We start from the raw sequence: 24,697 nt of genomic DNA, 5'->3' as shown, positions 1-24,697 counted from the left end.
CGCAAGGCCCCGTACCGGCAAGCTCTCCGGACGCGCAAGGGCTCCGCACCCGTACGGGTGCGGGGCGCCCGGCACGGGGCCACGCTGGAACCATGACCGATGCGAGCCCCGTCATCGAGTACGGCACCAGCGAGACCCGCGGTGACCTGCACGTCCTGCGGTTCACCGTACGGCTGCCCCACCCCGTTCCACGGGTGTGGGCAGCCGTTGCCGATTCCGGGGGACTGAGCGGCTGGCTCGCCGGGGCCGACCCGTTCCAGCGGCGCATGGGCGGCGCGATCACGCTCCGCCCGCTGACCACCGAACGGGACGGGGACGCCGCCCCCGTCCCGGGCACCGTCACCGCCTGGGACGTCGAGCGGGTCGCCGAGTACACCTTCGAGGAGCCCTGCGGCCGGGTCCGCTTCCACCTGGAGCCACCGCGCGGCGACCATGTGCTGCTGCGCTTCACCAACGAGTTCCGGGGCGACGACGCCCTGCGCCTGGACCGCCTCGCGAGCTGGCACGACCACTTCCTGTACCTCGTGGACGCCCTCGACGGCTACCCGGCCGACTGGTCGAGGTGGACCCCGGTGCGCTGGGCCGAACTGCGCGAACAGTACGCCGCGGCCGAACGGTGAACCCCGGGTACTACGGAGTCGTGGCCGGGGGCAGGCACTTGGCGTCCGGCGCTTCCCTCTCCGGCCAGGCGAGCGTCACGAACCGCTGGAGGGCGTCGTCGGCCGACAGTTCCACCACCGGGACCGCCTTGTTGTGCGGGTTGCCGTGGTTGTCCAGGCAGATCCAGCCGCTGGCGCCCGACACCTTCAGCGATCCGTTCACCCGGGACCACTGCTCGCCCACGTCCGCGAGCTCCGGCAGCCGCCCGCCCGGGCTCGCCCGCCGGATGGCCTGCACGGCCAGCGTCATCGCGTCGTGGGCGATGATGAGCTGGCCGTCGGTGAGGTCCTCGTGCCGCGTCGGCCCGATCGGCCCGGCCGGTGCCTCCGACAGCGTGGCCAGCAGGTCCAGGAAGTCCTGGTAGTCCTTCGGGGAGCCGCCCGTCGTCGCCTTCCCCTTCGCGGGCGTCGCCGCCCAGGCGTCGGGGTGGGCCAGCGAGGCGTAGCGGACGGTGACCTTCCGGCGCAGCGCGGTCCGGTCGAGCTTCTTGTCGCTGCCCAGGTAGGAGCCCTCGTCGCCGGTCAGGACCGTGAAGGGGCGGTCCTGGCAGCCGCGCCCGCCGAGCGCGTTGATGAACTGCCGCAGCTGGACGTGGCGTCCGGCGAAGAACACCGTGTCCGCGTCCTCGGTGTCGCAGATCAGATGGGTGATGTCGCGGAAGGTGTTGGCCGTGTTGCCCTCGTCGTTGGGGTCGCTGCGCGAGGTGAACAGCTGCGGCTGGTAGCGGGTGCCCCGGACCAGCCGGGTGAAGGCGGTGCGCAGGGTGTCGGTGTAGTGGTCGCCGGTCCGGGTGTCCTGGACCAGCAGCGCCCTCTCCGCCTTGACCTGCCCGTAGTGGGCCAGGGCCGCGGCCTCGTCCCGGTTGGTGGGGGAGACCCGGGCCAGCCCGGGGAACGGGTCGGTCCGCGGGCCGTTGGCGATGTCGTCGGCGGTGATGGTGGTGCCGACGACCGCGATGTGCGCGGCGGTCAGCTCCCGTACCGCCGACTTGATCTCGGTACTGCTGGTGGCGACGCCCGACACGGCCCGCAGGTGGTCCGGGGCGCCGGTCATCCTCTTCAGCCGCTCCACGGCCGGGCGCCACAGCAGGTTGTTCTTCCCGCTGTTGGCGAGCACCAGCCGGATCTTCGGCACCTGGCCGTTGGAGAGCCGGTTGGCCCGGTACTGCGCGGCGAACGCGCCCTGCAGCTCGTGCTGCACCTTCGTCCGCATCGCCCGGTCCGTCGAGGTCAGCGGCAACAGCAGCGCGACCGTGGCGTACCGGCCGGGCTTCAGGGTGGCGTTCTCCCGGGCGATGGCCGCCACGACCTCGGTCAGCTGGGGCCGGCCGAAGTCGTAGGTGCCGCCGTCGGCGACGCCGACGCACTCCTCGCTGCCGACGGGCCGCTCGACGCCCTTCGCGCAGGAGCGGTCCTCGGGGGCGGTGATCCGGCCGAACGCGTACCAGCCGCCGGTGACGGCCAGGGCGCCGGCGACCACCGAGGAGACGACCTTCTGCCGGGTGGTGTACCAGAGCCGGTAGCGCAGCGGGTTACGCATCGTCGCCTCCGGGCGGCATGGACAGCGGGCGCCAGGCCCGGATGTCGCGCGGCCAGTACTTCGCCGCGTCCCACAGATCGCTGTTGCCGGTCGGATGGCGGCCGGAGAGCTGCCGCAGTTCGTGTGCCATCTTGTCGATCACCTCTTCGTCCGGCAGGGCCAGCGGATCGGACAGCAGCCAGAGGCCGTGCAGCAGCCGGCGCAGCCGCGTGTGCAGCTCCGCGGCCGGTGGCTCCAGCCCCTGGGGCGGTGCGTGGTCGGCCCGGCCGAGCGCGACGGCGCGCCGGGGGTCGGGGCCGGTGGCCCCCGGGGCGCGGGGGTACGGCGCCGAGGCGATGAAGCGCAGCGAGCCCAGCCACCCCAGGACGTCCGGCTCGTCGAACCGCAGCCGCAGATGGGCCACGCACGCCTCCGCGTCGCCCAGCACCAGCTTTTGGTGCAGCAGGTACGGGATGCCCGGGAGGCGCCCGCCGGGGGCGTACGCCCCGCGCAGCGTGACGTGCACCGCCTGCCACACCCCGTGCGAGGGGTGGTCGTCGTCCTGGAAGCGCAGCCGGTGCAGGAGCAGGGTGCGCAGCAGCGGGTCGGCGACGAAGTGACCGGGCCCGGCCGGCCAGCCGTCGGCCCGCAGCGCGTCGCGCATCCGCAGCGCCACGTCGCCGTCCGGCGCGCCCCGGCCCAGCCGGTTCTCCGCGAGCAGCCGGGCGGAGTCCTCGCCGTGCGCGGCGGCCAGTACGCCGAGGTGGTCGAGGCGTTGCGCGGGCCCCGGCAGCAGCCGGGCCAGCAGTTCGTCGGCGACCCGGGCGGGCGCCCGGTCCTCGCGCACCTCCACCACGGCGTCCAGCAGCGACCCCGGCACCAGCGCGGCGGGATCGGGCGACTGGCCCGCCGCCAGCGCCAGCAGCTCCACGGCCAGCGGGCGCCCGCCGGTCAGCCGGTGCACCCCGCGGGCCAGCCCGGCCCGGGTACGGCCCCGGGGGTCGTGCCGGTCGAAGGCGGAACGCACCTGCTCCGGGTCGAGCGGGGTCAGCTCGACGGCCAGGATGCCGGACGTCACGCCGGTGCCCCGGGACCAGTGCGAGACGTGTGCCACCTCCGGCAGCCGCCGCCGCACGGCGTGGGCCAGCCCCTCGTGATCCCGCACCCGCGAGGTGGCGAACACCGCGATTCGGTCGTGCGTCCCGGCGGCCCGCTGCCGCAGCAGCGGCCCCACCAGCTGCCGGCCCAGCGGTACGTGCGCGTTGTCGACGAGCAGCACCGGGCGGCCCCGGCGGGCACCCCGCGCCAGCCCCCCGTACGCCCGGACCAGGTCCTCCGCCATCGCGAGCACCAGATGGTCCTCGGCCCGGCGGCGCAGGTCGCCGCCGCGCTCGAAGTCGACCGCCAGCTGACGCAGCCCGACCCGGCCGTTGCCGCCCGCGTGCGGATAACGCCCGTACCAGTCCGCCGAGCGCCGCTGGAACCGGCTGAACGATTCCTCCATGACCGTCTCGACCGTGGCCTCGGCGACCATCCCGGCCATCGGGGCCACCGAGTCGAAGGCGTTGGCGGCCAGCTTCGTCAGCACCTTGGCGACCCAGCCGGCCGCCGCGTCGGCGCGGCCGTCCACGGTCGCCAGCAGCGGGCCGAGCGACTGGAGGTCCCGCTGCGCCCGGGTCTCGTCCTCCCGGGTCCAGGAGATGGAGGCGACGGCCACCAGCCCGAGGCTCAGCCGGGGGAACTGCACCGGACGCGCGGCCCGTACCCGCGCCGTCAGCTGGGCGGCCAGCTGCGGCAGCGCCCCGGTCACCGGGGTCCAGCCGGGGCCCGGGTCCTCGGGCGGCAGGACGGCCTCGCAGTCGATCAGGGCGACCGGGGTGATCTCCCGGTACAGGTGGCGCAGTTGTTTGAGCACGGCCGTCTTGCCCATGCCGCGCCCGCCGGTCAGCACGACGACCGGCGGATCGGCGGGGTGCTCGTAGGCGACCCGGGCGGAGCCGTACGGGGTGAGACCGGTCAGTCGCGCCGCGAGTCCGTCGTTGCCGAAGATCGCCTCGCGCCCGTACAGATCCCTCTCCACAGCACCCCCAGCGCCGACGCTCCATCCGATCTGTCACACCGTCAACACAAGGGTATCGGGAGGGTGTTGGGGAAAGGAGAGGATTTTCGAACGATCAGGGACGGGCCGTGCGGCCACCCGGCCCCGGCATTGCGCACAGGGAGGCGTGCGGGGCGCACGGGAACGCCGGGGCCGGTGCTTCGCACGCAGGTGGTCCGGGGACACATGACGACGCCGCCCCCGCCCGGACGAGGGGCGGGGGCGGCGGCAAGCGACGGCGTGTGTGGGGGGCGGGGACTCACGAGGCGGGCGGGTTCGGCTCCTCCGGTCCCGTTCCGCTCTCGCGACGCTTCAGCTCCTCCTCGCGGCGGCGCAGGTCCGCCTCCCAGTCCTTGAGGAGCGACTCGTCCTTCTTGTTCTCGTCCTTCAGCGCCTTCAGGAACTCCGGATTGTCGTCCGGCGCCACCCACTGCGTGCGGTGGTTGCGGTGCCACTCGGACGGGGTGCGGCCCCCGGCGGGCGCGTGGCGCGTCCTGCCCGCGGCCAGCCAGACGATCGGGCCCACGATCCAGAAGAGCAGGATGATGAAGACCCAGGCGATCTTCGGCAGGTGCTTCGCCTCGTCCTCGGGGGTGTTCAGGCAGTCGATGAACGCGTAGATCGTCAGCGCCAGCGGCAGAAGATAGATCAGAGCCCGAAGCATGATGGAGAGGTCCCCCCGCGGAGAGATGGCGGGGCTTTGTCCTGCCCCGGTGTGGGGCCAGGGTAACCGGTACGCATGACATCCCACGGCAGTCGGTTCCCGTAGCGGCGGAAGCCTTCCGGCGCGGCCCCGTCGCGGGGCCGCGCACGCCCCGGAGCCGACCGCACGACCGACCCGCGACCGGCCCCGGAGCCGACCCTTCCGACCGGCCCGGGACCGGCCCCGGAGTCGACCCTTCCGACCGGCCCGGGACCGGCCCTCGGAGCCGACCCTCCCGACCGACCTGCGCGCGCGGCCCGGGACCGGCCCGGGAAGGCGCGCGGCCCCGGCCCGGTGGGGTGTCGGGGGTGGGGCAGTCCGGGTGATCCACGGGCGTGGTGACAAACTGGACGGCATGGCTTACGACGATCTTCGTTCCCTTCTCCGGGCCCTGGAGCGCGAGGGCGAGCTCAAGCGCATCAAGGCCGAGGTCGATCCTCATCTGGAGGTCGGCGAGATCGTCGACCGGGTGAACAAGGCGGGCGGGCCCGCGCTGCTCTTCGAGAACGTCAAGGGCTCCTCGATGCCCCTGGCCATGAACGTCTTCGGGACCGACCGGCGGCTGCTCAAGGCGCTCGGGCTCAAGTCGTACTCCGACATCTCCGACAAGATCGGCGGGCTCCTCAGGCCGGAGCTGCCGCACGGCTTCGTCGGGGTGCGGGAGGCGTTCGGCAAGCTCGGCTCGATGGTGCACGTGCCGCCGAAGAAGGTGAAGGCGGACAGCGCCCCGGTCCAGGAGGTCGTGCTCACCGGCGACGACGTGGACCTCGACCGGCTGCCCGCGCTCTTCACCTGGCCCGGCGACGGCGGCTCCTTCTTCAACCTGGGCCTCACCCACACCAAGGACCCCGAGACCGGCATCCGGAACCTGGGGCTCTACCGCCTCCAGCGCCACGACCGCCGCACCATCGGCATGCACTGGCAGATCCACAAGGACAGCCGCAACCACTACCAGGTCGCCGCCCGGCGCGGGGAGCGGCTGCCGGTCGCCATCGCCTTCGGGGCGCCGCCCGCCGTCACGTACGCCTCCACCGCGCCGCTGCCCGGGGACATCGACGAGTACCTCTTCGCCGGCTTCCTCCAGGGCAAGCGGATCGAGATGGTCGACTGCAGGACCGTGCCGCTCCAGGTCCCGGCGCACGCCGAGGTCGTCCTGGAGGGGTGGCTGGAGCCCGGGGAGATGCTGCCCGAGGGGCCGTTCGGCGACCACACCGGCTTCTACACGCCGCAGGAACCGTTCCCCGCACTGACCATCGACTGCGTGACCATGCGCAGGCGCCCGCTGCTCCAGTCGATCGTGGTGGGCCGGCCGCCGACCGAGGACGGGCCGCTGGGGCGGGCCACCGAGCGGTTCTTCCTGCCGCTCCTCAAGATCATCGTGCCGGACATCGTGGACTACCACCTGCCGGAGGCGGGCGGCTTCCACAACTGCGCGATCGTCTCGATCGACAAGAAGTACCCGAAGCACGCCCAGAAGGTGATGAGCGCCATCTGGGGCGCGCACATGATGTCGCTGACCAAGCTGATCGTGGTGGTGGACTCCGACTGCGACGTCCACGACCTGCACGAGGTGGCCTGGCGGGCGCTCGGCAACACGGACTACGCCCGCGACCTGACCGTCACCGAGGGCCCCGTCGACCACCTCGACCACGCCTCCTACCAGCAGTTCTGGGGCGGCAAGGCGGGCATCGACGCGACCCGGAAGTGGCCCGAGGAGGGGTACACCCGGGACGGCGGCTGGCCGGAGATGGTCGAGTCCGACCCGGACACGGCGGCGCTGGTCGACCGCCGGTGGAAGGAATACGGACTGTGAGCGCGGCCGAAGCCGCGGTGGGTCCCGGCCCCGCGCGGCCGAACAGCAGGGTCAAGGCGTTCCTGCGGCTGGTGATGATCGAGCACTCGGTCTTCGCGCTGCCCTTCGCGTACATCGCCGCCCTGACCGCGATGTTCCTGGACGACGGGTCGGTCCACTGGCTCACGCTGCTGCTGGTGACCGTCGCCATGGTGGGGCTGCGGACCTTCGCGATGGCCTGCAACCGGATCATCGACCGGGAGATCGACGCCCGCAACCCGCGCACCGCGAACCGGGAGCTGGTCACCGGGGCGGTCTCGGTGAGGTCGGCGTGGACCGGGGCGCTCGTCGCCGTCGTCCTCTTCCTGGGCGCGGCGGCGCTGCTGAACCCGCTCTGCCTGGCGCTCGCCCCGGTCGCCGTCGTGCCGATGGTGGTCTATCCGTACGGGAAGCGGTTCACCCACTACCCGCACGCCATCCTCGGGATCGCGCAGGCCATGGGGCCGGTCGGGGCCTGGCTGGCGGTGACCGGCAGCTGGTCGTGGGACGCGGTGATCCTCGGGCTCGCGGTCGGGATCTGGATCGGCGGCTTCGACCTGATCTTCGCCTGCCAGGACGTCCAGGCGGACCGGGCGCACGGGGTGCTGTCGGTGCCGGCCCGGTTCGGGGTCCCGGCCGCGCTGTGGGGCGCGCGGGTCTGCCACGTGATCACGACCGGGCTGCTGGTCTGGTTCGGGCTGGCCACGGAGGCCGGGCTGTTCTACTGGGCCGGCATGGTGATCGTCGCCGTCGCCTTCGTGTACGAGCACCGGGTGGTGCGCCCGCACGACCTGTCCCGGCTGAACCGGGCGTTCTTCTCGGTCAACGGATTCATCGGCATCGCCCTGTTCGCGTGCGCGCTGCTGGACCTGCTGGTGCGGGGCCTGACGGTCTGAGCAGGCCGTTTCGGGCCGTGCCCGGCGGGGCGGCAGGTCGGTGCCCGGCGGTGTGTAACAGGGGTGTATTAGCGGGAGGCCGGGCGGAACGTGCCGCTCGGCCTCCCGCTCTTGGTGGTCAGGAACGCCCGCCGGTACGGCGACCCGTACCGAGCGGCCGGCACTCCCCACCACCGACACCGAGGAAGCAATGATGCGTTTACGCAGGATCACCTTCGCCGCCCTGGCCCTCGCCGCGGGCCTCTCGCTCACGGCCTGTCAGAACGGCGAGGACGACCAGGGACGGAACGCCCCGCCGTCCGCGTCCGGCGGGTCCTCCGCGTCCGGCGGCTCGGGCTCGGGCGGTTCGGACGAGAGCGGCAAGGACTCCGCCGGGAAGGGCTCCGGCGGGCAGGGCAGGGCCGCCGGCACCGGTTCGGGCGGGAGCGGCGGGGCCGGCAAGTGCCGTACCGACGAGCTGGAGATCACGGCGACGGACAGCACCGTCGGCGGCGACACCGAGGGGACCGTCGCGGTGGAGCTGAAGAACGGCGGCGGCCGGGACTGCACGCTCTCCGGGTACGCGGGCGTGGACCTGAAGACCGCCGCGGGGACGGTGTCCGCGGAACGCACCGGCGAGAAGGCCGACCCGATGGTCCTCAAGGACGGGAAGTCGGTGTTCTTCGGCATCACCTACCCGGTCAACGACTCGGGCGGCTCCGGCGTCCGCGTCACGGGGCTGGTGGTGACCCCGCCGAACGAGACGAAGTCGGTCACCCTCGACTGGCCGGGCGGCGCCACGCTGCCCGTCACGGACGGCTCCGGCTCCCGGGTGAAGGTCGGCCCGATGGGGAGCGCGGGCCAGGGCGAGGCCTGAGAACCGCAGGAGCGTCCCGGCCTCCGGGCCCCGTCCCGGGGCCTACGGTATGAGCGGGCGGGCGGGTGGCACGGCGCTCCGGCCGGGCGCGCGGCGGCGCAGGACGAACGCCGCCGCGACGCCCGCCGCCAGTCCGAACAGATGGCCCTGCCAGCTGACCGAGGTGTTGGCCGGGGAGATCCCCAGCAGGATCGACGAGCCCCAGGTCGCGCCGACGACCAGGCCGACGGCCATGTCGAGGAACCGGCGGTCCACGAAACCGCGCACGAGCAGATAGCCGAAGAGGCCGAAGACCAGCCCGGACGCGCCCGCCGTGTTGGAGTGCTCCGGCGAGACCAGCCAGACGCCGAGCCCGTCGATCACGATGATCAGCGCGGCCACGGCAGCGAACCGGCGGAGGTCGCCGAGCGCGGCGAGGAAGCCGAGGACCAGCAGCGGCACGCTGTTGGACGCGACGTGGTCGAAGCCGAAGTGGACGAAGGACGCGGGCACGACGTCCAGCAGCTCGGCGGCCCGGCGCGGCTCGATCCCGAAGCCGTCCAGCGCGTGACCGGTCGCCGCGTCGACGACCTCCAGCAGCCAGAGGAACGCCACCCAGCCCAGCATCAGCTTCGCCGCGGCCCGCGCCCGGTCGCCGACGCCCCGCACCGGTGCCGCGTGTTCCGAGGATGCGGTCATGGTGGCCCCCTGCCGTCCGGTATCGCTCCGTTGCCGTCCTGGTACCCGGGCTGGAAAGCACCCGGGCCGGAAAGTACGTGGGCTGGAAAGTACCCGAGCTGGAAACGCCTGGAGCACCTTCCCCGGTTCCGGTTCGGGCCAGGCGGATAGGCTCAGGAGTGTGGATTCCGGGACATCAGTGAGCCAACACCAGCGACAGCCTTGGATTGTCGGGGTTTCCGGAGCTTCGGGCACCCCTTTCGCCGCCGCCGTGCTGCGCGGGCTGCTGGCGGCGGGGGAAAGCGTCGACCTGGTGGTGAGCCGGGCCTCGCGGCTGACCCTGCTGGACGAGACCGGGATCGCGTTCCGCGACGCGCACTGGCGGGAGGACCTGCGCGCGTGGCTGGCGCGCGGTGCGGACGGGAAGCCGCACACCTTCGACACCGACATCGAGGGCGTACGGCACTGGGCGGCCGGCGACCTCGCGGCCGGGCCGTCCTCGGGGTCGTACCCGGCGAAGGGGATGCTGATCGTCCCGGCCTCGACGGCGTGCGTGGCCGGGGTGGCGCTCGGGCTCTCGAAGGACCTGCTCCAGCGGGCGGCGAGCGTGACGCTGAAGGAGCGGCGGAAGCTGGTCGTCGCCGTGCGGGAGACGCCGCTGAACGGGCAGACGCTGAAGCATCTGGTGAGCCTGGACGAGGCGGGCGCCGTGGTGCTGCCCGCCTCACCGGCGTTCTACGCGGGGGCGACGCACATCCAGGACCTGGTGGACTTCGTCGCCGGGCGGGTGCTGGACGCGGCCGGGGTGCCGCACGACCTGTACCGCCGGTGGGAGGGGGAGCTCGGCGGGGGATTCCGTGGCTCCGGGGACTGACCTCGTGGTCAGCGCTTCTTCATCGTGCGCGGCTTGCGGGTCCGGTCGACCCGGTGGGCGGCGGCGGGCTGGTGGGCACGCGAGCGGTTGGCCAGGTCCTGCAGCTCGCGCATACGGGCGTAGGCCATCTCGATCGAGTACACGGTGTTCTCACTCCTGAAGATTCGAAAGCATATTTTGGATGTTCGAGAAGATTTACAGGCGATGAAGCCTGCGTGCCTTAGATTCTACACATAGACTCGCGATACTGCTGAACAATGAAAGGTTTCAGTCACATGGACGCGGTGGACAGGCAGCTCATCCAGGCACTCAGGGAGAACGGCAGGGCCTCGTACGCCGAGCTGGGACGGCTCGTCGGACTCTCCGGGCCCAGCGTCACCGACCGCATCAACCGGCTGGAATCCGCCGGGGTCATCACCGGCTACCGCGCCACCGTCGACGCCGCGTCCCTGGGGCTCGGGGTCACGGCGCTGATCGGCATCTCGCTCTCCGACGCGGCCGACCACGAGGACGTGGCGCGCCGGCTGAAGGACCTCGCGGAGATCGAGGACGCCTGGTTCATCGCGGGCGACGACTCGTACATGCTCAAGGTGCGCGTCGGCGACGTGGACGGTCTGGAGAAGACCATCCGCCGGCTCAGCGGCACGAAGGGCGTCTCGCGCACCCGTACCACGATCGTGCTCTCCACGAAGTGGGAGAACCGGGTCGGGGAACTCCCCGAGGAGGTGTAGGCGTACCGTGGTGGAGCCCCTGGTGATACCGGGGGTTTCTCCCGGTATCACCGGCACCGGTCGCCGGGAGGGCACACAGCACGTCGACACACTGGAGGCAGCCGCATGGACGTCGGGCTCAAGCGCGAACTGGAGGAGAAGGTCCGCGCGGGAGAGCGGCTGACCCGGGAGGACGGCATCGCCCTCTACGAGTCGGACGACCTGGCCTGGCTCGGCGGTCTGGCGCACGAGGTGCGGAGGCGCAAGAACGGCGACGTCGTGCACTTCAACGTCAACCGGCACCTCAACATGACCAACGTGTGCACCGCGTCGTGCGCGTACTGCTCGTTCCAGCGCAAGCCGGGCGAGAAGGACGCGTACACCATGCGCATCGAGGAGGCCGTCCGCCTCGCGAAGGCGATGGAGGGCGAGAACCTCACCGAGCTGCACATCGTCAACGGGCTGCACCCCACCCTGCCGTGGCGCTACTACCCGCGCTCGCTCGGCGCGCTGAAGGAGGCCCTGCCGCAGGTCTCCCTCAAGGCCTTCACCGCCACCGAGATCCACCACTTCGAGACCATCTCCGGCCTGTCCGCCTCCGAGATCCTCGACGAGCTGATCGAGGCCGGTCTGGAGTCGCTGACCGGCGGCGGCGCGGAGATCTTCGACTGGGAGGTCCGGCAGCACATCGTGGACCACGACACCCACTGGGAGGACTGGTCGCGCATCCACCGCCTGGCGCACGAGAAGGGGCTCAAGACCCCGGCGACTATGCTGTACGGGCACATCGAGGAGCCCCGGCACCGGGTCGACCACGTGCTGCGGCTGCGCGAGCTCCAGGACGAGACCGGCGGCTTCCAGGTCTTCATCCCGCTGCGCTACCAGCACGACTTCGTGGACATGAAGGACGGCAAGGTCCGCAACCGGCTCCAGGCGCGGACGACGATGGCCACCGGCGCCGAGGCGCTGAAGACCTTCGCGGTCTCCCGGCTGCTGTTCGACAACGTCCCGCACGTCAAGGTCTTCTGGGTGATGCACGGGGTGCAGACCGCCCAGCTCGCGCTCCAGCACGGCGCGGACGACATGGACGGCTCGGTCGTCGAGTACAAGATCACGCACGACGCGGACAACTACGGCACGCCGAACAAGCTCGGCCGCGAGGACCTGCTGGAGCTGATCCGCGACGCGGGCTTCCGGCCCGTCGAGCGCAACACCCGGTACGAGATCATCCGCGAGTACCCGGGCCCGGACGCCGAGCGGCGCGAGTCGCCGCAGCCGATGCGCGTCTGACGCCGCCGCGCGCGACGGGATGTCCCGTGCGCGACGTGCGCGACGTGAGAACCCATGAGGAGAGAGCCCCGGCCGCCCTTCCGGCCGGGGCTCTCTCACGTTCCGGACACCGTTTTGAGGCGCTGGCAGGTAATAGTTAATCTGCATCTATGGCACTTACATTCGAGCTGGACCCCAAGTTCGACCGCACCCTGCGGGACGGCATCACCGAGCTGTGGACCGATGTCTCCAACGCGGGCGGTGCGGTCGGCTTCGTACCACCCGTCACGCCCGACGACATCCGGCCCGAACTGGTCAAGCACCTGGTCTCCATGGCCGAGGGCCGCACCCGGCTGCTGGTCGGCCTCGACGAGGAGGGCGCCGTGGCCGCCACCGCCTTCCTCGCCCTGAACACGCACCGGCTGATGGCCCACTGGCTCTGGCTCTACACGGTGATGGTCCACCCCCGGCACCAGGGCAAGGGCTACGGGCGCGACCTGATGGACGCCGTGGCCGGGGCCGCCCGCGGGATCGACGGGATCGAGGCCGTCCGGCTCACCTGCCGCGGCGGCACCGGCGTCGACCGGTTCTACGCCTCGTGCGGATACAAGGAGGTCGGCCGGGTGCCCGACGCGATCCGGGTCGCCGAGGGGGACGACCGCGACGACATCATCATGCTGCTGCCGCTCGGGCGGTGACGGGGAGGGCCCCGGGGTCGCCCGGCCCCGGTCCGGCCGGTTACGGGCGGTGGTGCGGTGGCGTGGCGGTGCGGCGGCACCTTTGGCGGAGCCCTCCGAAGTGATCGATTCCGGGTCATGCTTCACTGGTCGGGCAGGATCGAAGGACTGTCACACGTCGAGAGAGGGGCCACCTGTGTCCGCTGCCAAGCCGAGCGCGACGATCCGGTACACCGTGATGCGGCTCGGCATCTTCGTCGGATGCTTCGCCATCGCGGCCGTGGCCGTCCACTTCGGCCTGCTGCCCTCCGGGACGAACGGCTCCAATCTCGTCTGGGTGATTCTGCTCGCCCTGGTCCTCTCCGCGCCGCTCAGCTACGTACTGCTGCGCAGGCAGCGCGACGAGATGTCCGCGCAGATCGTGTCCACGGTCGACCGCGCCAAGGGGCGCCTGGAGGCGAACCGGACCCGCGAGGACCACGTCACCTCGTGACCGCCGCCCGGTGAGCGCCGTTCCGTGACCCCCGGCCGGCCCAGGGGCCTGTAAGAGCTCTGTAAGCTTCCTCACAGCCGCACACTTTTCACCCGAAACCCCAGCGCCGGAGCGCCCGCTCCTGTACTGGGGTTTTGTCGTGCCCGCAGGGTTCCGGGCGGTCGGTGCCGGGGGTGGTGACGGGCTGATGTCAAAGAATTACTTTGAGAACCTCAAAGTTCAAGTGTTAACGTACTTGCCATGAAGACCGCAGTGCGCCATCGATCCGCCGCGAGCGTCCCGCTCGTGGTGCGCCTGCACGTCGATCTCTGCCGCTGTATGTCCGCGGTCTGTTGCCGCAACGTCTGAACCGGCACCATGCAGCGGCGCCGCCCCCGACGCGGGCGCCGCATCCCGTCCCCCTCCCGCACCATCGTCCCCGTGCGCCCCGATGCGTCACATCTGGAGTGTGTCCGTGTCCGCGAATCCCGCGTCCACCGCAGCCGGCAGCAAGCCCGGCTCCGGCTTCCGCCTGCCCAAGGTCCCGTTCTGGGCCCAGATCGTCGCCGGTCTCGTGCTCGGCGTCGTACTCGGCTGGCTCACCCGCACGTACGACATCGGCTGGCTCCACACCACGCTCGACAAGGTCGGCCACATCTTCGTCCAGCTGCTGAAGCTGGCCGTCGCGCCCCTCGTCTTCTTCGCGATCCTGGTGTCGATCACCAACCTGCGCAAGGTCAACAACGCCGCCCGGCTGGCCACCCGCACCCTGCTCTGGTTCATGATCACCTCGCTGATCGCGGTCGCCATCGGCCTCACGATCGGCCTGCTCACCAACCCGGGCTCCGGAACCGGCCTCACGCCGAAGGACGGCAAGCTGCCGGAGCACGCGGGCTCCTGGCTCGACTTCCTCACCGGCATCATCCCGGACAACGTGATCACGCCGTTCGCCGAGCTGAACGTGCTCCAGATCGTCTTCATGGCCGCCGTCGCCGGCATCGCCGCGCTCCAGCTCGGCGAGAAGGCGCAGCCCATCCTCAGCCTCAGCGAGTCCGTCCTGGAGCTCCTCCAGAAGGCCCTGTGGTGGGTCATCCGGCTCGCCCCCATCGGCACCGTCGGCCTCATCGGCTACGCGATCGCCGACTACGGCTGGGACCTGATCGGCAAGTACGCCACGTTCACCGCCGACGTCTACATCGGCTGCGCCCTGGTGCTGTTCGGCGTGTACCCGCTGCTGCTCGCCACCGTCGCCAAGCTCAGCCCGCTGCAGTTCTTCAAGGGCGCCTGGCCGGCGATCCAGCTGGCCTTCGTCTCCCGCTCCTCGGTCGGCACCATGCCGGTCACCCAGAAGGTCACCGAGCGCCTCGGCGTCCCGAAGGAGTACGCCTCCTTCTCCGTCCCGTTCGGCGCCACCACCAAGATGGACGGCTGCGCCGCGATCTACCCGGCGCTGGCGGCGATCTTCATCGCGCAGATCTTCGACGTGCAGCTGGGCGTCGGCGACTACCTCCTGATCGCGTTCGTCTCGGTCATCGGCTCGGCGGCCACCGCCGGTCTCACCGGCGCGACGGTCATGCTGACCCTCACCCTCTCGACGCTGGGCCTCCCGCTGGAGGGCGTCGGCCTGCTCATGGCCATCGACCCGATCCTGGACATGATGAGGACGGCGACGAACGTCGCGGGCCAGGCGCTGGTCCCGGTGATCGTCTCGGCCCGCGAGAACATCCTCGACCGCGCGGCGTACGACTCGGCCTCGTCCTCCCCGGTCGACGAGGAGGCGCTCGACGCCGAGCCGCAGCGGGTGCCGGTCGCGGCGTAGCACCCGCACTGACCGCAGTCCTTTCGTGGGCTCCTTCCCCGGACCGGGGGAGGAGCCCACGACGCGTTGTGGGGGAGTGCGGCTGGTCGGTCGCCGGGCGGTGGGAGGGAGGGCGCGCCGTACTCTTGGGCGGGAGTGGTACGCGGGGGTGGGAGGAAGTCGACGTGGGTGCCGTGAAGAGCAGGCGGATGCCTCGGGCCGTGCGCGAGCAGCAGATGATGGACGCCGCGGTGCGGACCTTCGGGCAGCGCGGGTACCGGGCGGCGTCGATGGACGAGATCGCCGAGCTGGCCGGGGTGTCCAAGCCGCTCGTCTACCTGTACCTCAACTCCAAGGAAGAACTCTTCACGGCCTGCATCAGGCGTGAGGCGAAAGCGCTGACCGAAGCGGTGCGGGCCGGGGTGGAGCCGGGTCTTCCGGCCGATCGGCAGCTGTGGTCCGGGCTGCGGGCGTTCTTCACGCACACGGCGGAGCACCCGGACGGCTGGGCGGTGCTGCACCGGCAGGCGCGCACGCACGGGGAGCCCTTCGCCAACGAGGTGACGGTGATGCGGGACGAGATCGTCGCCTTCGTGACGGAGCTGATCGGGGCCGCGGCCCGCGAGGCGCACCACGATCCGGCGCTTCCCGGCCGGGACGTCTCGGGGCTCGCGCAGGCGCTCGTGGGGGCCGCGGAGTCGCTCGCCGACTGGGCGAACGAGACCCCGGGCGTCTCGGCGAAGGAGGCCGCGGCCACCCTGATGAACTTCTCCTGGGCGGGGCTGGAGAACCTGATGAACGGCCGCCCCTGGCAGCCCCCGGCTTCTTCCTAGCCTTCCCGGCCTTCCTGGCCGGGCTTCGGTCCCGGCGGGGGTTCCGGCGTGGGGTTCCGGCGTGGGGTTCCGGCGTGGGGTTCCGGGGCGGGGGCGGGGCGCGCAGGATCCGGCCGCCACCGGTGGGCCCGGCAGAGGCCGTTGAACAGGCGAATCCCGTGCTGCGGGCCCGCTTTTGGGCCCACCGATTGGGCCCGTTGGGTCTACTGCCGGGGCGGTGGGTCCGGCACGCTTGCGTCCGTTCGACCTGCAGTGCTGCCCACCCCCCACGACCCGACCCCGACTCGGAGGATGACCGCGCATGCGCATGCGCTCGATACGTATCGCCCTGCTGGGCCTGGTGGCCCTGGTGGCGGGCCTGCTGACCGCGACTCCCGCGGCCGCGGCCCCCAACTTCAAGGCACCGTTCCCCTGCGGCCAGACCTGGACCTACGGCCACCACTCGGCGGAGGTCCGGTCGGCCCTGGACTTCATCCGCACCGACGGCGGCTCCACCGCCGGATCCCCCGTCCTCGCCTCGTCCGGCGGGACCGCGCACCGCTACTCCCAGCCCAGCGGCGCGGGCAACTACATCGTCATCGACCACGGCGGCGGCTGGCAGACCTACTACTTCCACCTCTCCTCGTACTCGGTCGGCGACGGCGCCTCCGTGGCGCAGGGGCAGCAGATCGGCGTCACCGGCTCCACCGGCAACAGCAGCGGCGCCCACATCCACTACGAGCAGCTGTACAACGGCGTGGGCCAGCCCATCGCGATCAACGGCAAGTCGCTCGCCCCGTACCCCGGCTCGTACTACAGCAAGTACCTGACCAGCGACAACGGCTGCGGAGGCGGTGGCACCGGCAAGTACTGGGTCGACACCTTCGCCAACGCCACCGGCTACGCGGGACCGAACACGGGCGACGCGCAGGGCGTGCTGAACGCCGGTACGAACTACGTCTACTGCAAGGTGTGGGGCGCCCAGGTCGGCTCCGGCTCCAGCTACAACCACTGGTGGCTGAAGACCGACCTGGACGTCGTGTACGCGGGCAAGAACGGGCGCGGCGCGTACGTATCGGCGTACTACCTGTCCCGCTGGGGCAACGACGAGGCCCGTGACAACAACGGGGCGGTCATTCCCAACTGCTGATGTCCCGAAGACCCGAGGGGCGGTGGGCGCTTTCCGGGGAACGGGCGTACGCCCCGCCCCGCACCGCCCCTCGGTACGCTCCCCGTATGGGTGAAACGGCGGACGACTGGCCCGACCGGGCGACATGCGCGTGGGTCGGGAAGCAGCTCGCGCCCGGGGAGCGGATCGAGAGCGTGCGGCGGCTGCGCGGCGGCTGGACCTCCTGGATGCGCCGGCTGGACATCTCCGGCCCGGGGGGCGGGCGTTCGCTGGTGCTGCGCTCCTTCGTCAAGCCCTTCTACGTGCGCCACGCGCCGGGGCTGCTCACCCGGGAGGCGGACGTCCTGCGGCTGCTGGCGGGCACCGGCGTACCGGCGGCACGGCCGGTGGCCGTCGACGCGGTGGGCGAACACTGCGACCACCCCTCGCTGTTGATGACCCTGCTGCCCGGCGAGGTGCGGGTCGACGACGCCGGGGCGGCGGAGCGCGCCGGACTGCTGGCGGGACAACTGGCCGCCGTGCACCGGGTCGAGGTCACGGACCGGACCCGTCCGCGCGACTACGAGGCGTGGACCGCGCCGGACCGGGTGCGGGTCCCCGAGGACACCGGCCGGCCGCTGCTGTGGCGGCGTGCGATCGAGGTGATCCGGCGCGAACCTCCCGCGTACGAACCGTGTTTCCTGCACCGGGACTTCCACCCGGGCAACGTGCTCTTCACCGGGCGGGGAGAGGGACTCGCCGGGCGAGAAGAAGGACTTGCCGGGCGGGGAGAGGAACCGGGGGCCGGGACGCGGATCGGCGGGGTGGTCGACTGGGTCGAGACCTCCTGGGGTCCGGCAGATCTGGACGTTGCCCACTGTTCGACCGCGCTGGCGCTGCTGCACGGCGTCCCGGCCGGGATGGACTTCGCCGAACGGTACGCCGGAGCGGGCGGCCGGCCGGTCGCGAGCGGCGCGGACCACCTGTACTGGCGGCTGCTGGACGCGCTCTCCCATGCGCCCGACGCAGAGAAGGTGGCGACCCCGTGGCGGGAGCTGGGACGGGCCGATCTGACGCCCGGACTGCTCACGGAACGCCTGGAGAACTATGTGGAGTGCCTTCTCGACCGGTTGGGATGATCCACGACCGAACCGGACCGGATGATGTCCAACTCCGGTACTGCGTAAGGGATTGATCGAATTCGGTGCGGGGGATTCCCCGGTGCTGCGGAAGCGAAACGTTCCCGCTTCCGTGCTGCCGTCAACCCCGTTCCGACCGGGCCCCGCGATGTGTCGTACACAAGGTCAGGCGCGGCGTGTCCCGGAGTAAAGAGACGGTCATGTCTGTATAGGTATACGCGTCTTCGTAAAGAGGGCAGACCTTTTGCGTCCCGTGCGGGGCGGGCACTGCCCGCCCCTCCGCTTGGAAGGGGCGGGCACGGTGCTCCCGTGCCCGCCGCATCAGTCCATTGCTGAACCGCCGACCCGCCAACCCGCCGGCACCCGTGGGCCTCCGACGCACTCTCCCGTGTTCCGGTGGCTCCATGACCCGATGGGCCGTCGGGGTCCGCATCGCGCGGGACGCAGTCGCGCAACACCCGTTCCACCCAACGAAATCACCGGAGATCCGAGCCGCCGACCCGGCACGGCACCGATGCGCCGGTGCCGGTGCCGGTTCGCGAATCGACGATCCGACCCGATGAACAGGAGACGCTGTGCGTTATGGAAGTGTGCTGAGGGAAGAAATCCGCTCGCCGGGAACGACCCCCCTCATCGGTATCTACGACATGTACTCGGCCTCCGTCGTGGCCCGGCACTACGACGGATTCTTCGTGTCCGGCTTCGGCTTCGCCGCCTCCCACTACGGGCTCCCCGACATCGGCTTCATCGCCTGGCCGGACATGGTGGCCTTCGTGGAGCGGCTGCGGCTGGCCTTCCCCTCCCACCACCTGCTGGTGGACATCGACGACGGTTACGTCGACCCCGAGGTTGCCTGCCACGTGGTGCAGCGGCTGGAGCGGATCGGGGCCTCCGGCGTCATCCTGGAGGACCAGAAGCGCCCCCGCCGGTGCGGACACGCGGACGGCAAGCAGGTGCTCCCCCTGGAGGAGTACCTGGAGAAGCTCAACCTCGTCCTGGAGAGCAGGCGCGACCTGGTGGTCGTCGCCCGCACGGACGCCACGGAGGAGGACGAGATCCTGCGCCGGGCCGAGGCGCTGGCCGGGACGGACGCCGACGTCGTCCTGGTCGACGGGGTGCGCAGCGTCGAGTGGATCAAGCGCATCCGGAAGGTGGTCGGCGACAAGCCGCTGCTCTTCAACCAGATCGCGGGCGGCAAGTCCCCCCGGCTCTCGCTCTCCGAGCTGACGGACCTGGAGTGCCAGGTGGCCATCTACAGCACCCCGTGCCTCTTCGCCGCGCACGCCGCGATCGACTCCGCGCTGACGGACCTCAAGAAGGCCGACGGACGGCTTCCCGAGTTCGTGTCCTCCGAGGGGATCGGGGTGCAGCGTTCGACGGAGCTGCTGGAGAAGAACATCAGCAGGCACCACCCGGTCCGCGAGTCCGTGTCCGTATGACGCGGATGATCCGGATGATGCAGGCGACGGGCCGGGAGCGGTCGGCCGCGCGCCCTCGAGGCGTTTCGGCTGTGGCCTCCTGAGCGCCTGAGCTCCCGAGCTCCTGACCGTTCCGCCCGCACATCGGGGCCTCGGTGGTGGACCCCCACGCTCCACCGCGATCCCGGCCCGCGCGGCCCGTGCACCCCGCACGGGCCGCGCGGGCTGTGCGGGGTGCACGGCCGGTGCGGGACCGCCCGAACCATCACGACCGTACGAATCACGCGAAGCGGGCCGCACCCGGGCCGGGACCGGCCCGGGACCGCGCGGCCGGGAAGAGGAACACCACATGGGATTCACCTCGTCCGGGGCGCGTGCCGCCCTGGTGATCGCGCTCGGAGCGCTCTGCCAGGGCCAGTTGGCCGCGGGCGCCGCCTGGGCCGACGCCCCCGACGGCGGCATGGAGACGCATCACGGACCGTCGCTGATCACCATCGACAACTCCAACGCCGACTCCTGGCTGGAGGTGGACCGGACGCTGAACGTGCTGGGCCCCCTCAGCAAGGGGACGGCGGGCAGCGACCACGACGGCGGCGGGGGCGCGATCGACCAGAACGTGTCGTCCTCGCAGGGCGTGGGCGTCCAGGCCGCCCCCGACGAACAGTCCGACGAGGACGAGGAGGAGGACGAGGAGCCCTGGGGCGGCGACGGGGCCGGGGCCGGCAGCGGAGCCGCCCCGGCCCCGGCCCCCGCACCGGCTCCCAGGAGCACCGCCCCCGAGAGCGCGGCGACCGGCGGGGACGACGACGAGGGCGACGCCGACCACGACGCCGGCCGGAGCGACGCCGGGTGAGACGGCCCCGCCGGGCCCCCGCCCGGCGCCGGGGCGTCAGGAGCGGGAGGGGTGGGCGGGGCGGTCAGGGAGGATCAGGGCGTCAGGGTGGTCAGGGCAGGAGGTAGCCGAGCGTGCCGCCGTGGATCTGGCCCTCGCAGTCGGGCTGGTGGGACTCGAAGATCTGCCGGTTCTCCTTGCGCAGGCAGCGCAGCAGCGGCAGGCTCGACACCCCGGCGGGCGGTGCGCCGTACAGCCAGCCGAGCCGGGTCACGTACGTCTGGCCCTCGCAGCCGACGTCGGTGGTGGCGAAGTGGTCGCCGCGCACCTGGCAGAGGTAGAGGGGGTGGGTGCCCGGGTTCGGTGCGGTGTACAGGGTGCCCAGGGGGCCCTGCAGGTCGTAGCCGACGGGGGCGTCCCACGGGGTGCTCAGGGTGTCGGAGCTCTTGTGGTAGCGCTTGAGCACGAAGGTCGGGGAGCCCACGACCGGCTCGCCGGTGCACAGGTACTCGATGTGGACCTGCACCCAGCCGTTCGGGAGGGAGTTGACGACGGTGGGACCGGCGCTCACCCGGCAGTCGGAGCGGGCGAAGCCCCGGGCGACCGCGGCGTCGAGGCCGGTCTGCCGGGCGGACTGCTCGGCGACGTTCAGCGGACCGCTGCCGAACCCCTTGACGTAGAGCTTGACGGGGCCGACGGACGCCGCGGCGGAGGTCTCCGCGGGGGCCGCTGCGGCCGTGCCGCCGAGCGAGGTGAGGGCGAGCACGGTGGCCAGGGCGGTGGCGGACCAACCGATGGCGCGGCGGAGCGATCTCACGGGCATACCTCGTTCCGGTGGGCCGGTGCGTGCGCTCCCGAGGGGCCGCGCGCACCGGCGGGATCAGTACGGCTGGGCATATGCCTATCAGTCGGTATCGAGCGCGTTGGCATGCATCATGCGGTATGTCCTGTTCCGCGAGGGTGGATGGCCAAAGGGGCGCCCTTGACCGTGCGGGCCCGGGGCCGGGTGGGGGTGGTGCCTCGGCCCAGGGGTTCGCCCCGCTCTGGTCCGGGGCCGGCCCGGGGGTCCGCCCCGCCCTGGTCCGGGATTCGGCCGGGCCCGGGCGGCCCCCGCCCCTTGTTTGATGCAGCGTCAGGCACGACGATGGCCCCGCGCCTTTAAGTGACGATGCGTCAGATTCGATCGGGGAGGAGGCCGTCCGGTGCCGATACCGCTCACCGGGCCGCTGTCGTACGGGATGCAGCTGCCGGTCCAGTCGCAGAGCACCATCTACGCCGAGGGGTGGGAGGCCGGGGCCGGGCCCGAGGACCTCGCCGCCGTCGCCCGCACCGCCGACCGCACCGGCTTCGCCTATCTGGCGAGCTGCGACCACGTCGCGATCCCGCGGCGGCTCGCCGGGGTCATGGGCACCGTCTGGTACGACCCGGTCGCCACGCTCGCCTTTCTCGCCGGGATCACGGAGCGGGTCCTGCTGATGAGCCATGTCGCGGTCGTCGGGCTGCGGCACCCGCTGGCCACCGCGAAGCAGTACGCCACCCTCGACCACCTCAGCGGCGGCCGGCTGATCCTCGGGGTCGGGGCCGGGCACGTACCGGAGGAGTTCGAGGCGCTCGGGGCCGACTTCGAGGGGCGCGGCGGGGTGCTCGACGAGACCATCGACGCGCTGCGGGCGGCGCTCGGCCCCGAGGAGTACCCGGAGTTCGCGGGGGAGCGGTTCGCCTTCTCCGGGCTCGGGCAGCTGCCGCGGCCGGCCCGGGGGCGGGTGCCGGTCTGGGTGGGCGGTTCCTCGCCCGCCGCGGTGCGCCGGGCGGCGGTGCGGGGGGACGGCTGGCTGCCCCAGGGCGACCCGCGGGAGAAGCTGCCCGCGCAGATCGCCCGGCTGCGGCGGCTGCGCGAGGCGGCCGGGATCGAGGAGCCGATCGTCGTCGGCGCGATCACCGAGCCGCTGTACATCGGCGAGCCGGACTGGCCCGTCGGGCGGCGCACCCTCACCGGGAAGCCGGAGGCCGTCGCCGAGTCGCTGCGCGCGTACGCGGACATGGGCGTCCACCAGATCCAGGTGCGGTTCCGCAGCCGGAGCCGCACCGAACTGACCGACCAGATGGCGGCGTTCGCCGCCGGGGTCGCCCCCCATCTCGACAGGTAGGAGTCAGGCCATGGGCAAGCTGGACGGGCGGGTCGTACTGATCAGCGGCGCGGCGCGCGGGCAGGGCGAGCAGGAGGCGCGGCTGTTCGCCGCGGAGGGCGCGCGGGTGGTGGTCGCCGACGTGCTCGACGAGCAGGGCGAGGCGCTGGCCGAGGAGCTGCGGGGCGACCTGGGGAAGGACGCCGCCCGGTTCGTCCACCTGGACGTGGGCCGGGAGGAGGACTGGCGGGCCGCGGTGGCCGCAGCGAAGGGCGCGTACGGGAGGATCGACGGGCTGGTCAACAACGCGGGCATCCTCCGGTTCAACGAGCTGGTGTCCACACCGTTGGAGGAGTTCCAGCAGGTGGTGCGGGTCAACCAGGTGGGGGCGTTCCTCGGGATCAGGAACGTGGCGCCGGAGATCGAGGCCGCGGGGGGCGGGACGATCGTGAACACCGCCTCGTACACGGGGCTCACGGGCATGGCGTACGTGGGCGCGTACGCCGCCACCAAGCACGCGGTGATCGGGCTGACCCGGGTGGCGGCGGTGGAGCTGGCCGCGAAGGGCATACGGGTCAACGCGCTCTGCCCCGGGGCGGTGGACACCGCGATGACCAACCCGGCGGCGCTGGACCCGGACGCGGACCCGGAGGAGTCCCGGGAGGCGGTGGCGGAGCTGTACCGCAAGCTCGTGCCGCTGGGGCGGATCGGGCGGCCCCAGGAGGTGGCGGCGCTGGCGCTGTTCCTGACCTCGGAGGACTCCTCGTACATCACCGGGCAGCCGTTCGTCATCGACGGCGGCTGGCTGGCGGGCGTCAGCCTGTTCTGAGGCGGCGGCCCGTTCCGGGGCGGTGGCCTGTCCTGGGACGGCGGCCTGCTTCGGGGCGGTGGCCTGTTCCGGGGCGGCGGCCTGCTTCGGGCGGGTCGCGCCGGACCCTCCAATTCTTCTGACGATGTGTCAGCTATTGACGGGTCCGGGTGCCGGTGGAACAGTCGGACGCATCACGATCTGACGGAGCGTCAGAAACGATTGAGGACGGTGAACTCCCTTGGAATTCGGACTCTTTGTACAGGGGTACGTGCCTGCCGCACGGGCCAGGGTCGACCCGGAGGCGGAGCACAGGGCGCTGATCGAGGAGACCGAGTACGTCATCCAGGCGGACAAGTCCGGCTTCAAGTACGCCTGGGCCTCCGAGCACCACTTCCTGGAGGAGTACTCGCACCTCTCGGCCAACGACGTGTACCTGGGCTACCTCGCCCACGCCACCGAACGCATCCACCTCGGCTCCGGCATCTTCAATCCGCTGGCCCCCGTCAACCACCCGGTGAAGGTGGCCGAGAAGGTCGCCATGCTCGACCACCTCTCCGAGGGACGCTTCGAGTTCGGCTCCGGGCGCGGGGCCGGCAGCCACGAGATCCTGGGCTTCATGCCGGGCATCACCGACATGAACCACACCAAGGAGCTCTGGGAGGAGACCATCGCGGAGTTCCCCAAGATGTGGCTCCAGGACGAGTACGTCGGCTTCCAGGGCAAGCACTGGTCGCTGCCGCCGCGCAAGGTCCTGCCCAAGCCGTACGGGAAGTCGCACCCGGCGATGTGGTACGCCGCCGGGTCCCCGTCCTCGTACGCCATGGCGGGGAAGAAGGGGCTCGGCGTGCTGGGCTTCAGCGTGCAGAAGGTCTCCGACATGGAGTGGGTCGTCGACTCGTACAAGACGGCGGTCAAGGAGGCCGAGCCCGTCGGCGACTTCGTCAACGACAACGTCATGGTCACCTCCACGGCCATCTGCGCCGAGACCCACGCCAAGGCCGTCGAGATCGCGGTGGGCGGCGGGCTGAACTACCTCCAGTCGCTGCTGTTCCGCTACCACGACACGTTCCCCCGGCCCGAGGGCATCCCGGAGTGGCCCGAGCTGCTGCCGGAGTACACCGAGGAGATCATCGAGCTGCTGATCGCGGAGGAGCTGATGATCTGCGGGGACCCGGACGAGGTCCTGCGGCAGTGCAGGCGGTGGGAGCAGGCGGGGGCGGACCAGCTGAGCTTCGGGCTGCCGATCGGGATCGGCCGCGAGGACACGCTGAACTCGATCCGGCTGATCGGCGAGCACGTGATTCCGGCGATCGACACGGACCCGGTGCACCGGACCTCGCGGTTCCGGAACGCGGCGTAGGAGGAGCGGGGCGCAACGCGGCGCAGGAGAGCGGGGCGCAACGCGGCGCAGGGAAGGACCGGGCCCCTCCGG

General features: G+C 71.8%; 24 protein-coding genes. 18 read left to right on the top strand and 6 right to left on the bottom strand.

The window, feature by feature from the left end:
* Positions 1 to 92 precede the first annotated feature (92 nt).
* The gene (locus OCT49_RS13995) at positions 93 to 620 is read left to right on the top strand and encodes an SRPBCC domain-containing protein (RefSeq protein ID WP_283852204.1); all 528 of its coding nucleotides are present in this window, start codon (positions 93 to 95) and stop codon (positions 618 to 620) included.
* Between the two features lie 10 nt (positions 621 to 630).
* Here OCT49_RS13995 and OCT49_RS13990 read toward each other — a convergent pair whose 3' ends face one another.
* The 3 genes from OCT49_RS13990 to OCT49_RS13980 all read right to left on the bottom strand — a co-directional run bounded on the left by OCT49_RS13990 (position 631) and on the right by OCT49_RS13980 (position 4,940).
* The gene (locus OCT49_RS13990; protein WP_283852203.1) at positions 631 to 2,199 is read right to left on the bottom strand and encodes a type 1 periplasmic-binding domain-containing protein; all 1,569 of its coding nucleotides are present in this window, start codon (positions 2,197 to 2,199) and stop codon (positions 631 to 633) included.
* Entirely contained in the window at positions 2,192 to 4,258 is a 2,067-nt protein-coding gene (locus tag OCT49_RS13985; protein ID WP_283852202.1) for a hypothetical protein, read from the bottom strand. The genes OCT49_RS13990 and OCT49_RS13985 overlap by 8 nt, the downstream gene beginning before the upstream one ends.
* 277 nt (positions 4,259 to 4,535) lie before the next feature.
* Complete coding sequence (locus tag OCT49_RS13980; protein WP_283852201.1) at positions 4,536 to 4,940, bottom strand: PLD nuclease N-terminal domain-containing protein; 405 nt, start codon at positions 4,938 to 4,940, stop codon at positions 4,536 to 4,538.
* 394 nt (positions 4,941 to 5,334) lie between these two features.
* Here OCT49_RS13980 and OCT49_RS13975 point away from each other — a divergent pair, with 394 nt between their 5' ends.
* The 3 genes from OCT49_RS13975 (at position 5,335) to OCT49_RS13965 (ending at position 8,562) form a co-directional block, all read left to right on the top strand.
* On the top strand, positions 5,335 to 6,792 hold the full coding sequence (locus OCT49_RS13975; protein WP_283852200.1) for a menaquinone biosynthesis decarboxylase: 1,458 nt from the start codon (positions 5,335 to 5,337) through the stop codon (positions 6,790 to 6,792).
* On the top strand, positions 6,789 to 7,706 hold the full coding sequence (mqnP, locus tag OCT49_RS13970) for a menaquinone biosynthesis prenyltransferase MqnP (protein WP_283852199.1): 918 nt from the start codon (positions 6,789 to 6,791) through the stop codon (positions 7,704 to 7,706). The genes OCT49_RS13975 and mqnP overlap by 4 nt, the downstream gene beginning before the upstream one ends.
* A gap of 193 nt (positions 7,707 to 7,899) precedes the next feature.
* A complete protein-coding gene (locus OCT49_RS13965; protein WP_283852198.1) occupies positions 7,900 to 8,562 on the top strand; it encodes a DUF4232 domain-containing protein in 663 nt (220 codons plus the stop codon).
* Between the two features lie 42 nt (positions 8,563 to 8,604).
* On the opposite strand, the gene OCT49_RS13960 is transcribed toward OCT49_RS13965, so the two are convergent.
* On the bottom strand, positions 8,605 to 9,240 hold the full coding sequence (locus OCT49_RS13960) for a rhomboid family intramembrane serine protease (RefSeq protein WP_283852197.1): 636 nt from the start codon (positions 9,238 to 9,240) through the stop codon (positions 8,605 to 8,607).
* Between the two features lie 178 nt (positions 9,241 to 9,418).
* Here OCT49_RS13960 and OCT49_RS13955 point away from each other — a divergent pair, with 178 nt between their 5' ends.
* Positions 9,419 to 10,093, top strand: coding sequence for a UbiX family flavin prenyltransferase (locus OCT49_RS13955; RefSeq protein ID WP_283852196.1), 675 nt, complete (start codon positions 9,419 to 9,421; stop codon positions 10,091 to 10,093).
* 8 nt (positions 10,094 to 10,101) lie between these two features.
* On the opposite strand, the gene OCT49_RS13950 is transcribed toward OCT49_RS13955, so the two are convergent.
* A complete protein-coding gene (locus OCT49_RS13950) occupies positions 10,102 to 10,236 on the bottom strand; it encodes a hypothetical protein (protein WP_256088659.1) in 135 nt (44 codons plus the stop codon).
* Between the two features lie 132 nt (positions 10,237 to 10,368).
* Between OCT49_RS13950 and OCT49_RS13945 the strand changes: the two genes are divergently transcribed.
* From OCT49_RS13945 to OCT49_RS13900, 10 genes are all read left to right on the top strand, one after another.
* A complete protein-coding gene (locus OCT49_RS13945; RefSeq protein WP_148840816.1) occupies positions 10,369 to 10,824 on the top strand; it encodes an Lrp/AsnC family transcriptional regulator in 456 nt (151 codons plus the stop codon).
* A gap of 105 nt (positions 10,825 to 10,929) precedes the next feature.
* On the top strand, positions 10,930 to 12,093 hold the full coding sequence (mqnE, locus tag OCT49_RS13940) for an aminofutalosine synthase MqnE (protein ID WP_283852195.1): 1,164 nt from the start codon (positions 10,930 to 10,932) through the stop codon (positions 12,091 to 12,093).
* Positions 12,094 to 12,242: 149 nt separating this feature from the next.
* The gene (locus OCT49_RS13935; protein ID WP_283852194.1) at positions 12,243 to 12,770 is read left to right on the top strand and encodes a GNAT family N-acetyltransferase; all 528 of its coding nucleotides are present in this window, start codon (positions 12,243 to 12,245) and stop codon (positions 12,768 to 12,770) included.
* 217 nt (positions 12,771 to 12,987) lie between these two features.
* Positions 12,988 to 13,242: a DUF4229 domain-containing protein gene (locus tag OCT49_RS13930; RefSeq protein ID WP_283855796.1), complete on the top strand. Its 255-nt coding sequence runs from the start codon at positions 12,988 to 12,990 to the stop codon at positions 13,240 to 13,242.
* A gap of 454 nt (positions 13,243 to 13,696) precedes the next feature.
* On the top strand, positions 13,697 to 15,040 hold the full coding sequence (locus OCT49_RS13925) for a dicarboxylate/amino acid:cation symporter (protein ID WP_283852193.1): 1,344 nt from the start codon (positions 13,697 to 13,699) through the stop codon (positions 15,038 to 15,040).
* Positions 15,041 to 15,228: 188 nt separating this feature from the next.
* Positions 15,229 to 15,852 (top strand): TetR/AcrR family transcriptional regulator, encoded by a 624-nt coding sequence (locus OCT49_RS13920; RefSeq protein WP_283855795.1) that lies wholly within the window; start codon positions 15,229 to 15,231, stop codon positions 15,850 to 15,852.
* A gap of 307 nt (positions 15,853 to 16,159) precedes the next feature.
* Complete coding sequence (locus OCT49_RS13915; protein WP_283852192.1) at positions 16,160 to 16,981, top strand: M23 family metallopeptidase; 822 nt, start codon at positions 16,160 to 16,162, stop codon at positions 16,979 to 16,981.
* An 86-nt stretch (positions 16,982 to 17,067) separates the two neighbouring features.
* Positions 17,068 to 18,078 (top strand): phosphotransferase family protein, encoded by a 1,011-nt coding sequence (locus OCT49_RS13910; RefSeq protein ID WP_283852191.1) that lies wholly within the window; start codon positions 17,068 to 17,070, stop codon positions 18,076 to 18,078.
* A gap of 575 nt (positions 18,079 to 18,653) precedes the next feature.
* Positions 18,654 to 19,517, top strand: a complete 864-nt coding sequence (locus OCT49_RS13905; protein WP_283852190.1) for an isocitrate lyase/PEP mutase family protein — start codon at positions 18,654 to 18,656, stop codon at positions 19,515 to 19,517.
* A 328-nt stretch (positions 19,518 to 19,845) separates the two neighbouring features.
* Positions 19,846 to 20,349, top strand: a complete 504-nt coding sequence (locus tag OCT49_RS13900) for a hypothetical protein (protein WP_283852189.1) — start codon at positions 19,846 to 19,848, stop codon at positions 20,347 to 20,349.
* A 91-nt stretch (positions 20,350 to 20,440) separates the two neighbouring features.
* Here the strand turns inward: OCT49_RS13900 and OCT49_RS13895 are convergent, their stop codons facing one another.
* The gene (locus tag OCT49_RS13895) at positions 20,441 to 21,145 is read right to left on the bottom strand and encodes a hypothetical protein (RefSeq protein WP_283852188.1); all 705 of its coding nucleotides are present in this window, start codon (positions 21,143 to 21,145) and stop codon (positions 20,441 to 20,443) included.
* A 421-nt stretch (positions 21,146 to 21,566) separates the two neighbouring features.
* Here OCT49_RS13895 and OCT49_RS13890 point away from each other — a divergent pair, with 421 nt between their 5' ends.
* The 3 genes from OCT49_RS13890 to OCT49_RS13880 all read left to right on the top strand — a co-directional run bounded on the left by OCT49_RS13890 (position 21,567) and on the right by OCT49_RS13880 (position 24,625).
* Positions 21,567 to 22,475, top strand: coding sequence for an LLM class F420-dependent oxidoreductase (locus tag OCT49_RS13890; protein ID WP_502963466.1), 909 nt, complete (start codon positions 21,567 to 21,569; stop codon positions 22,473 to 22,475).
* 10 nt (positions 22,476 to 22,485) lie between these two features.
* Positions 22,486 to 23,283: an SDR family NAD(P)-dependent oxidoreductase gene (locus OCT49_RS13885; protein WP_283852186.1), complete on the top strand. Its 798-nt coding sequence runs from the start codon at positions 22,486 to 22,488 to the stop codon at positions 23,281 to 23,283.
* A 220-nt stretch (positions 23,284 to 23,503) separates the two neighbouring features.
* Positions 23,504 to 24,625 (top strand): LLM class flavin-dependent oxidoreductase, encoded by a 1,122-nt coding sequence (locus tag OCT49_RS13880; protein ID WP_283852185.1) that lies wholly within the window; start codon positions 23,504 to 23,506, stop codon positions 24,623 to 24,625.
* Positions 24,626 to 24,697: the final 72 nt, after the last annotated feature.

This window comes from Streptomyces sp. ML-6 (assembly GCF_030116705.1).
Taxonomy (GTDB): Bacteria; Actinomycetota; Actinomycetes; order Streptomycetales; family Streptomycetaceae; genus Streptomyces.
Note: the sequence above shows the minus strand (reverse complement) of the source record. Positions and strands in the feature narration are given on the sequence as shown.

Bases quoted from the DNA above. Each gene is read 5' to 3' on its own strand.
- OCT49_RS13975 (WP_283852200.1), top strand. From the start codon at position 5,335: ATGGCTTACGACGATCTTCGTTCCCTTCTCCGGGCCCTGGAGCGCGAG.
- OCT49_RS13900 (WP_283852189.1), top strand. From the start codon at position 19,846: ATGGGATTCACCTCGTCCGGGGCGCGTGCCGCCCTGGTGATCGCGCTC.
- OCT49_RS13920 (WP_283855795.1), top strand. From the start codon at position 15,229: ATGCCTCGGGCCGTGCGCGAGCAGCAGATGATGGACGCCGCGGTGCGG.
- OCT49_RS13990 (WP_283852203.1), bottom strand. From the start codon at position 2,199: ATGCGTAACCCGCTGCGCTACCGGCTCTGGTACACCACCCGGCAGAAG.
- OCT49_RS13910 (WP_283852191.1), top strand. From the start codon at position 17,068: ATGGGTGAAACGGCGGACGACTGGCCCGACCGGGCGACATGCGCGTGG.
- OCT49_RS13945 (WP_148840816.1), top strand. From the start codon at position 10,369: ATGGACGCGGTGGACAGGCAGCTCATCCAGGCACTCAGGGAGAACGGC.
- OCT49_RS13890 (WP_502963466.1), top strand. From the start codon at position 21,567: ATGCAGCTGCCGGTCCAGTCGCAGAGCACCATCTACGCCGAGGGGTGG.
- OCT49_RS13960 (WP_283852197.1), bottom strand. From the start codon at position 9,240: ATGACCGCATCCTCGGAACACGCGGCACCGGTGCGGGGCGTCGGCGAC.
- OCT49_RS13935 (WP_283852194.1), top strand. From the start codon at position 12,243: ATGGCACTTACATTCGAGCTGGACCCCAAGTTCGACCGCACCCTGCGG.
- OCT49_RS13915 (WP_283852192.1), top strand. From the start codon at position 16,160: ATGCGCTCGATACGTATCGCCCTGCTGGGCCTGGTGGCCCTGGTGGCG.
- mqnE (WP_283852195.1), top strand. From the start codon at position 10,930: ATGGACGTCGGGCTCAAGCGCGAACTGGAGGAGAAGGTCCGCGCGGGA.
- OCT49_RS13995 (WP_283852204.1), top strand. From the start codon at position 93: ATGACCGATGCGAGCCCCGTCATCGAGTACGGCACCAGCGAGACCCGC.
- OCT49_RS13980 (WP_283852201.1), bottom strand. From the start codon at position 4,940: ATGCTTCGGGCTCTGATCTATCTTCTGCCGCTGGCGCTGACGATCTAC.
- OCT49_RS13965 (WP_283852198.1), top strand. From the start codon at position 7,900: ATGCGTTTACGCAGGATCACCTTCGCCGCCCTGGCCCTCGCCGCGGGC.
- OCT49_RS13930 (WP_283855796.1), top strand. From the start codon at position 12,988: ATGCGGCTCGGCATCTTCGTCGGATGCTTCGCCATCGCGGCCGTGGCC.
- OCT49_RS13885 (WP_283852186.1), top strand. From the start codon at position 22,486: ATGGGCAAGCTGGACGGGCGGGTCGTACTGATCAGCGGCGCGGCGCGC.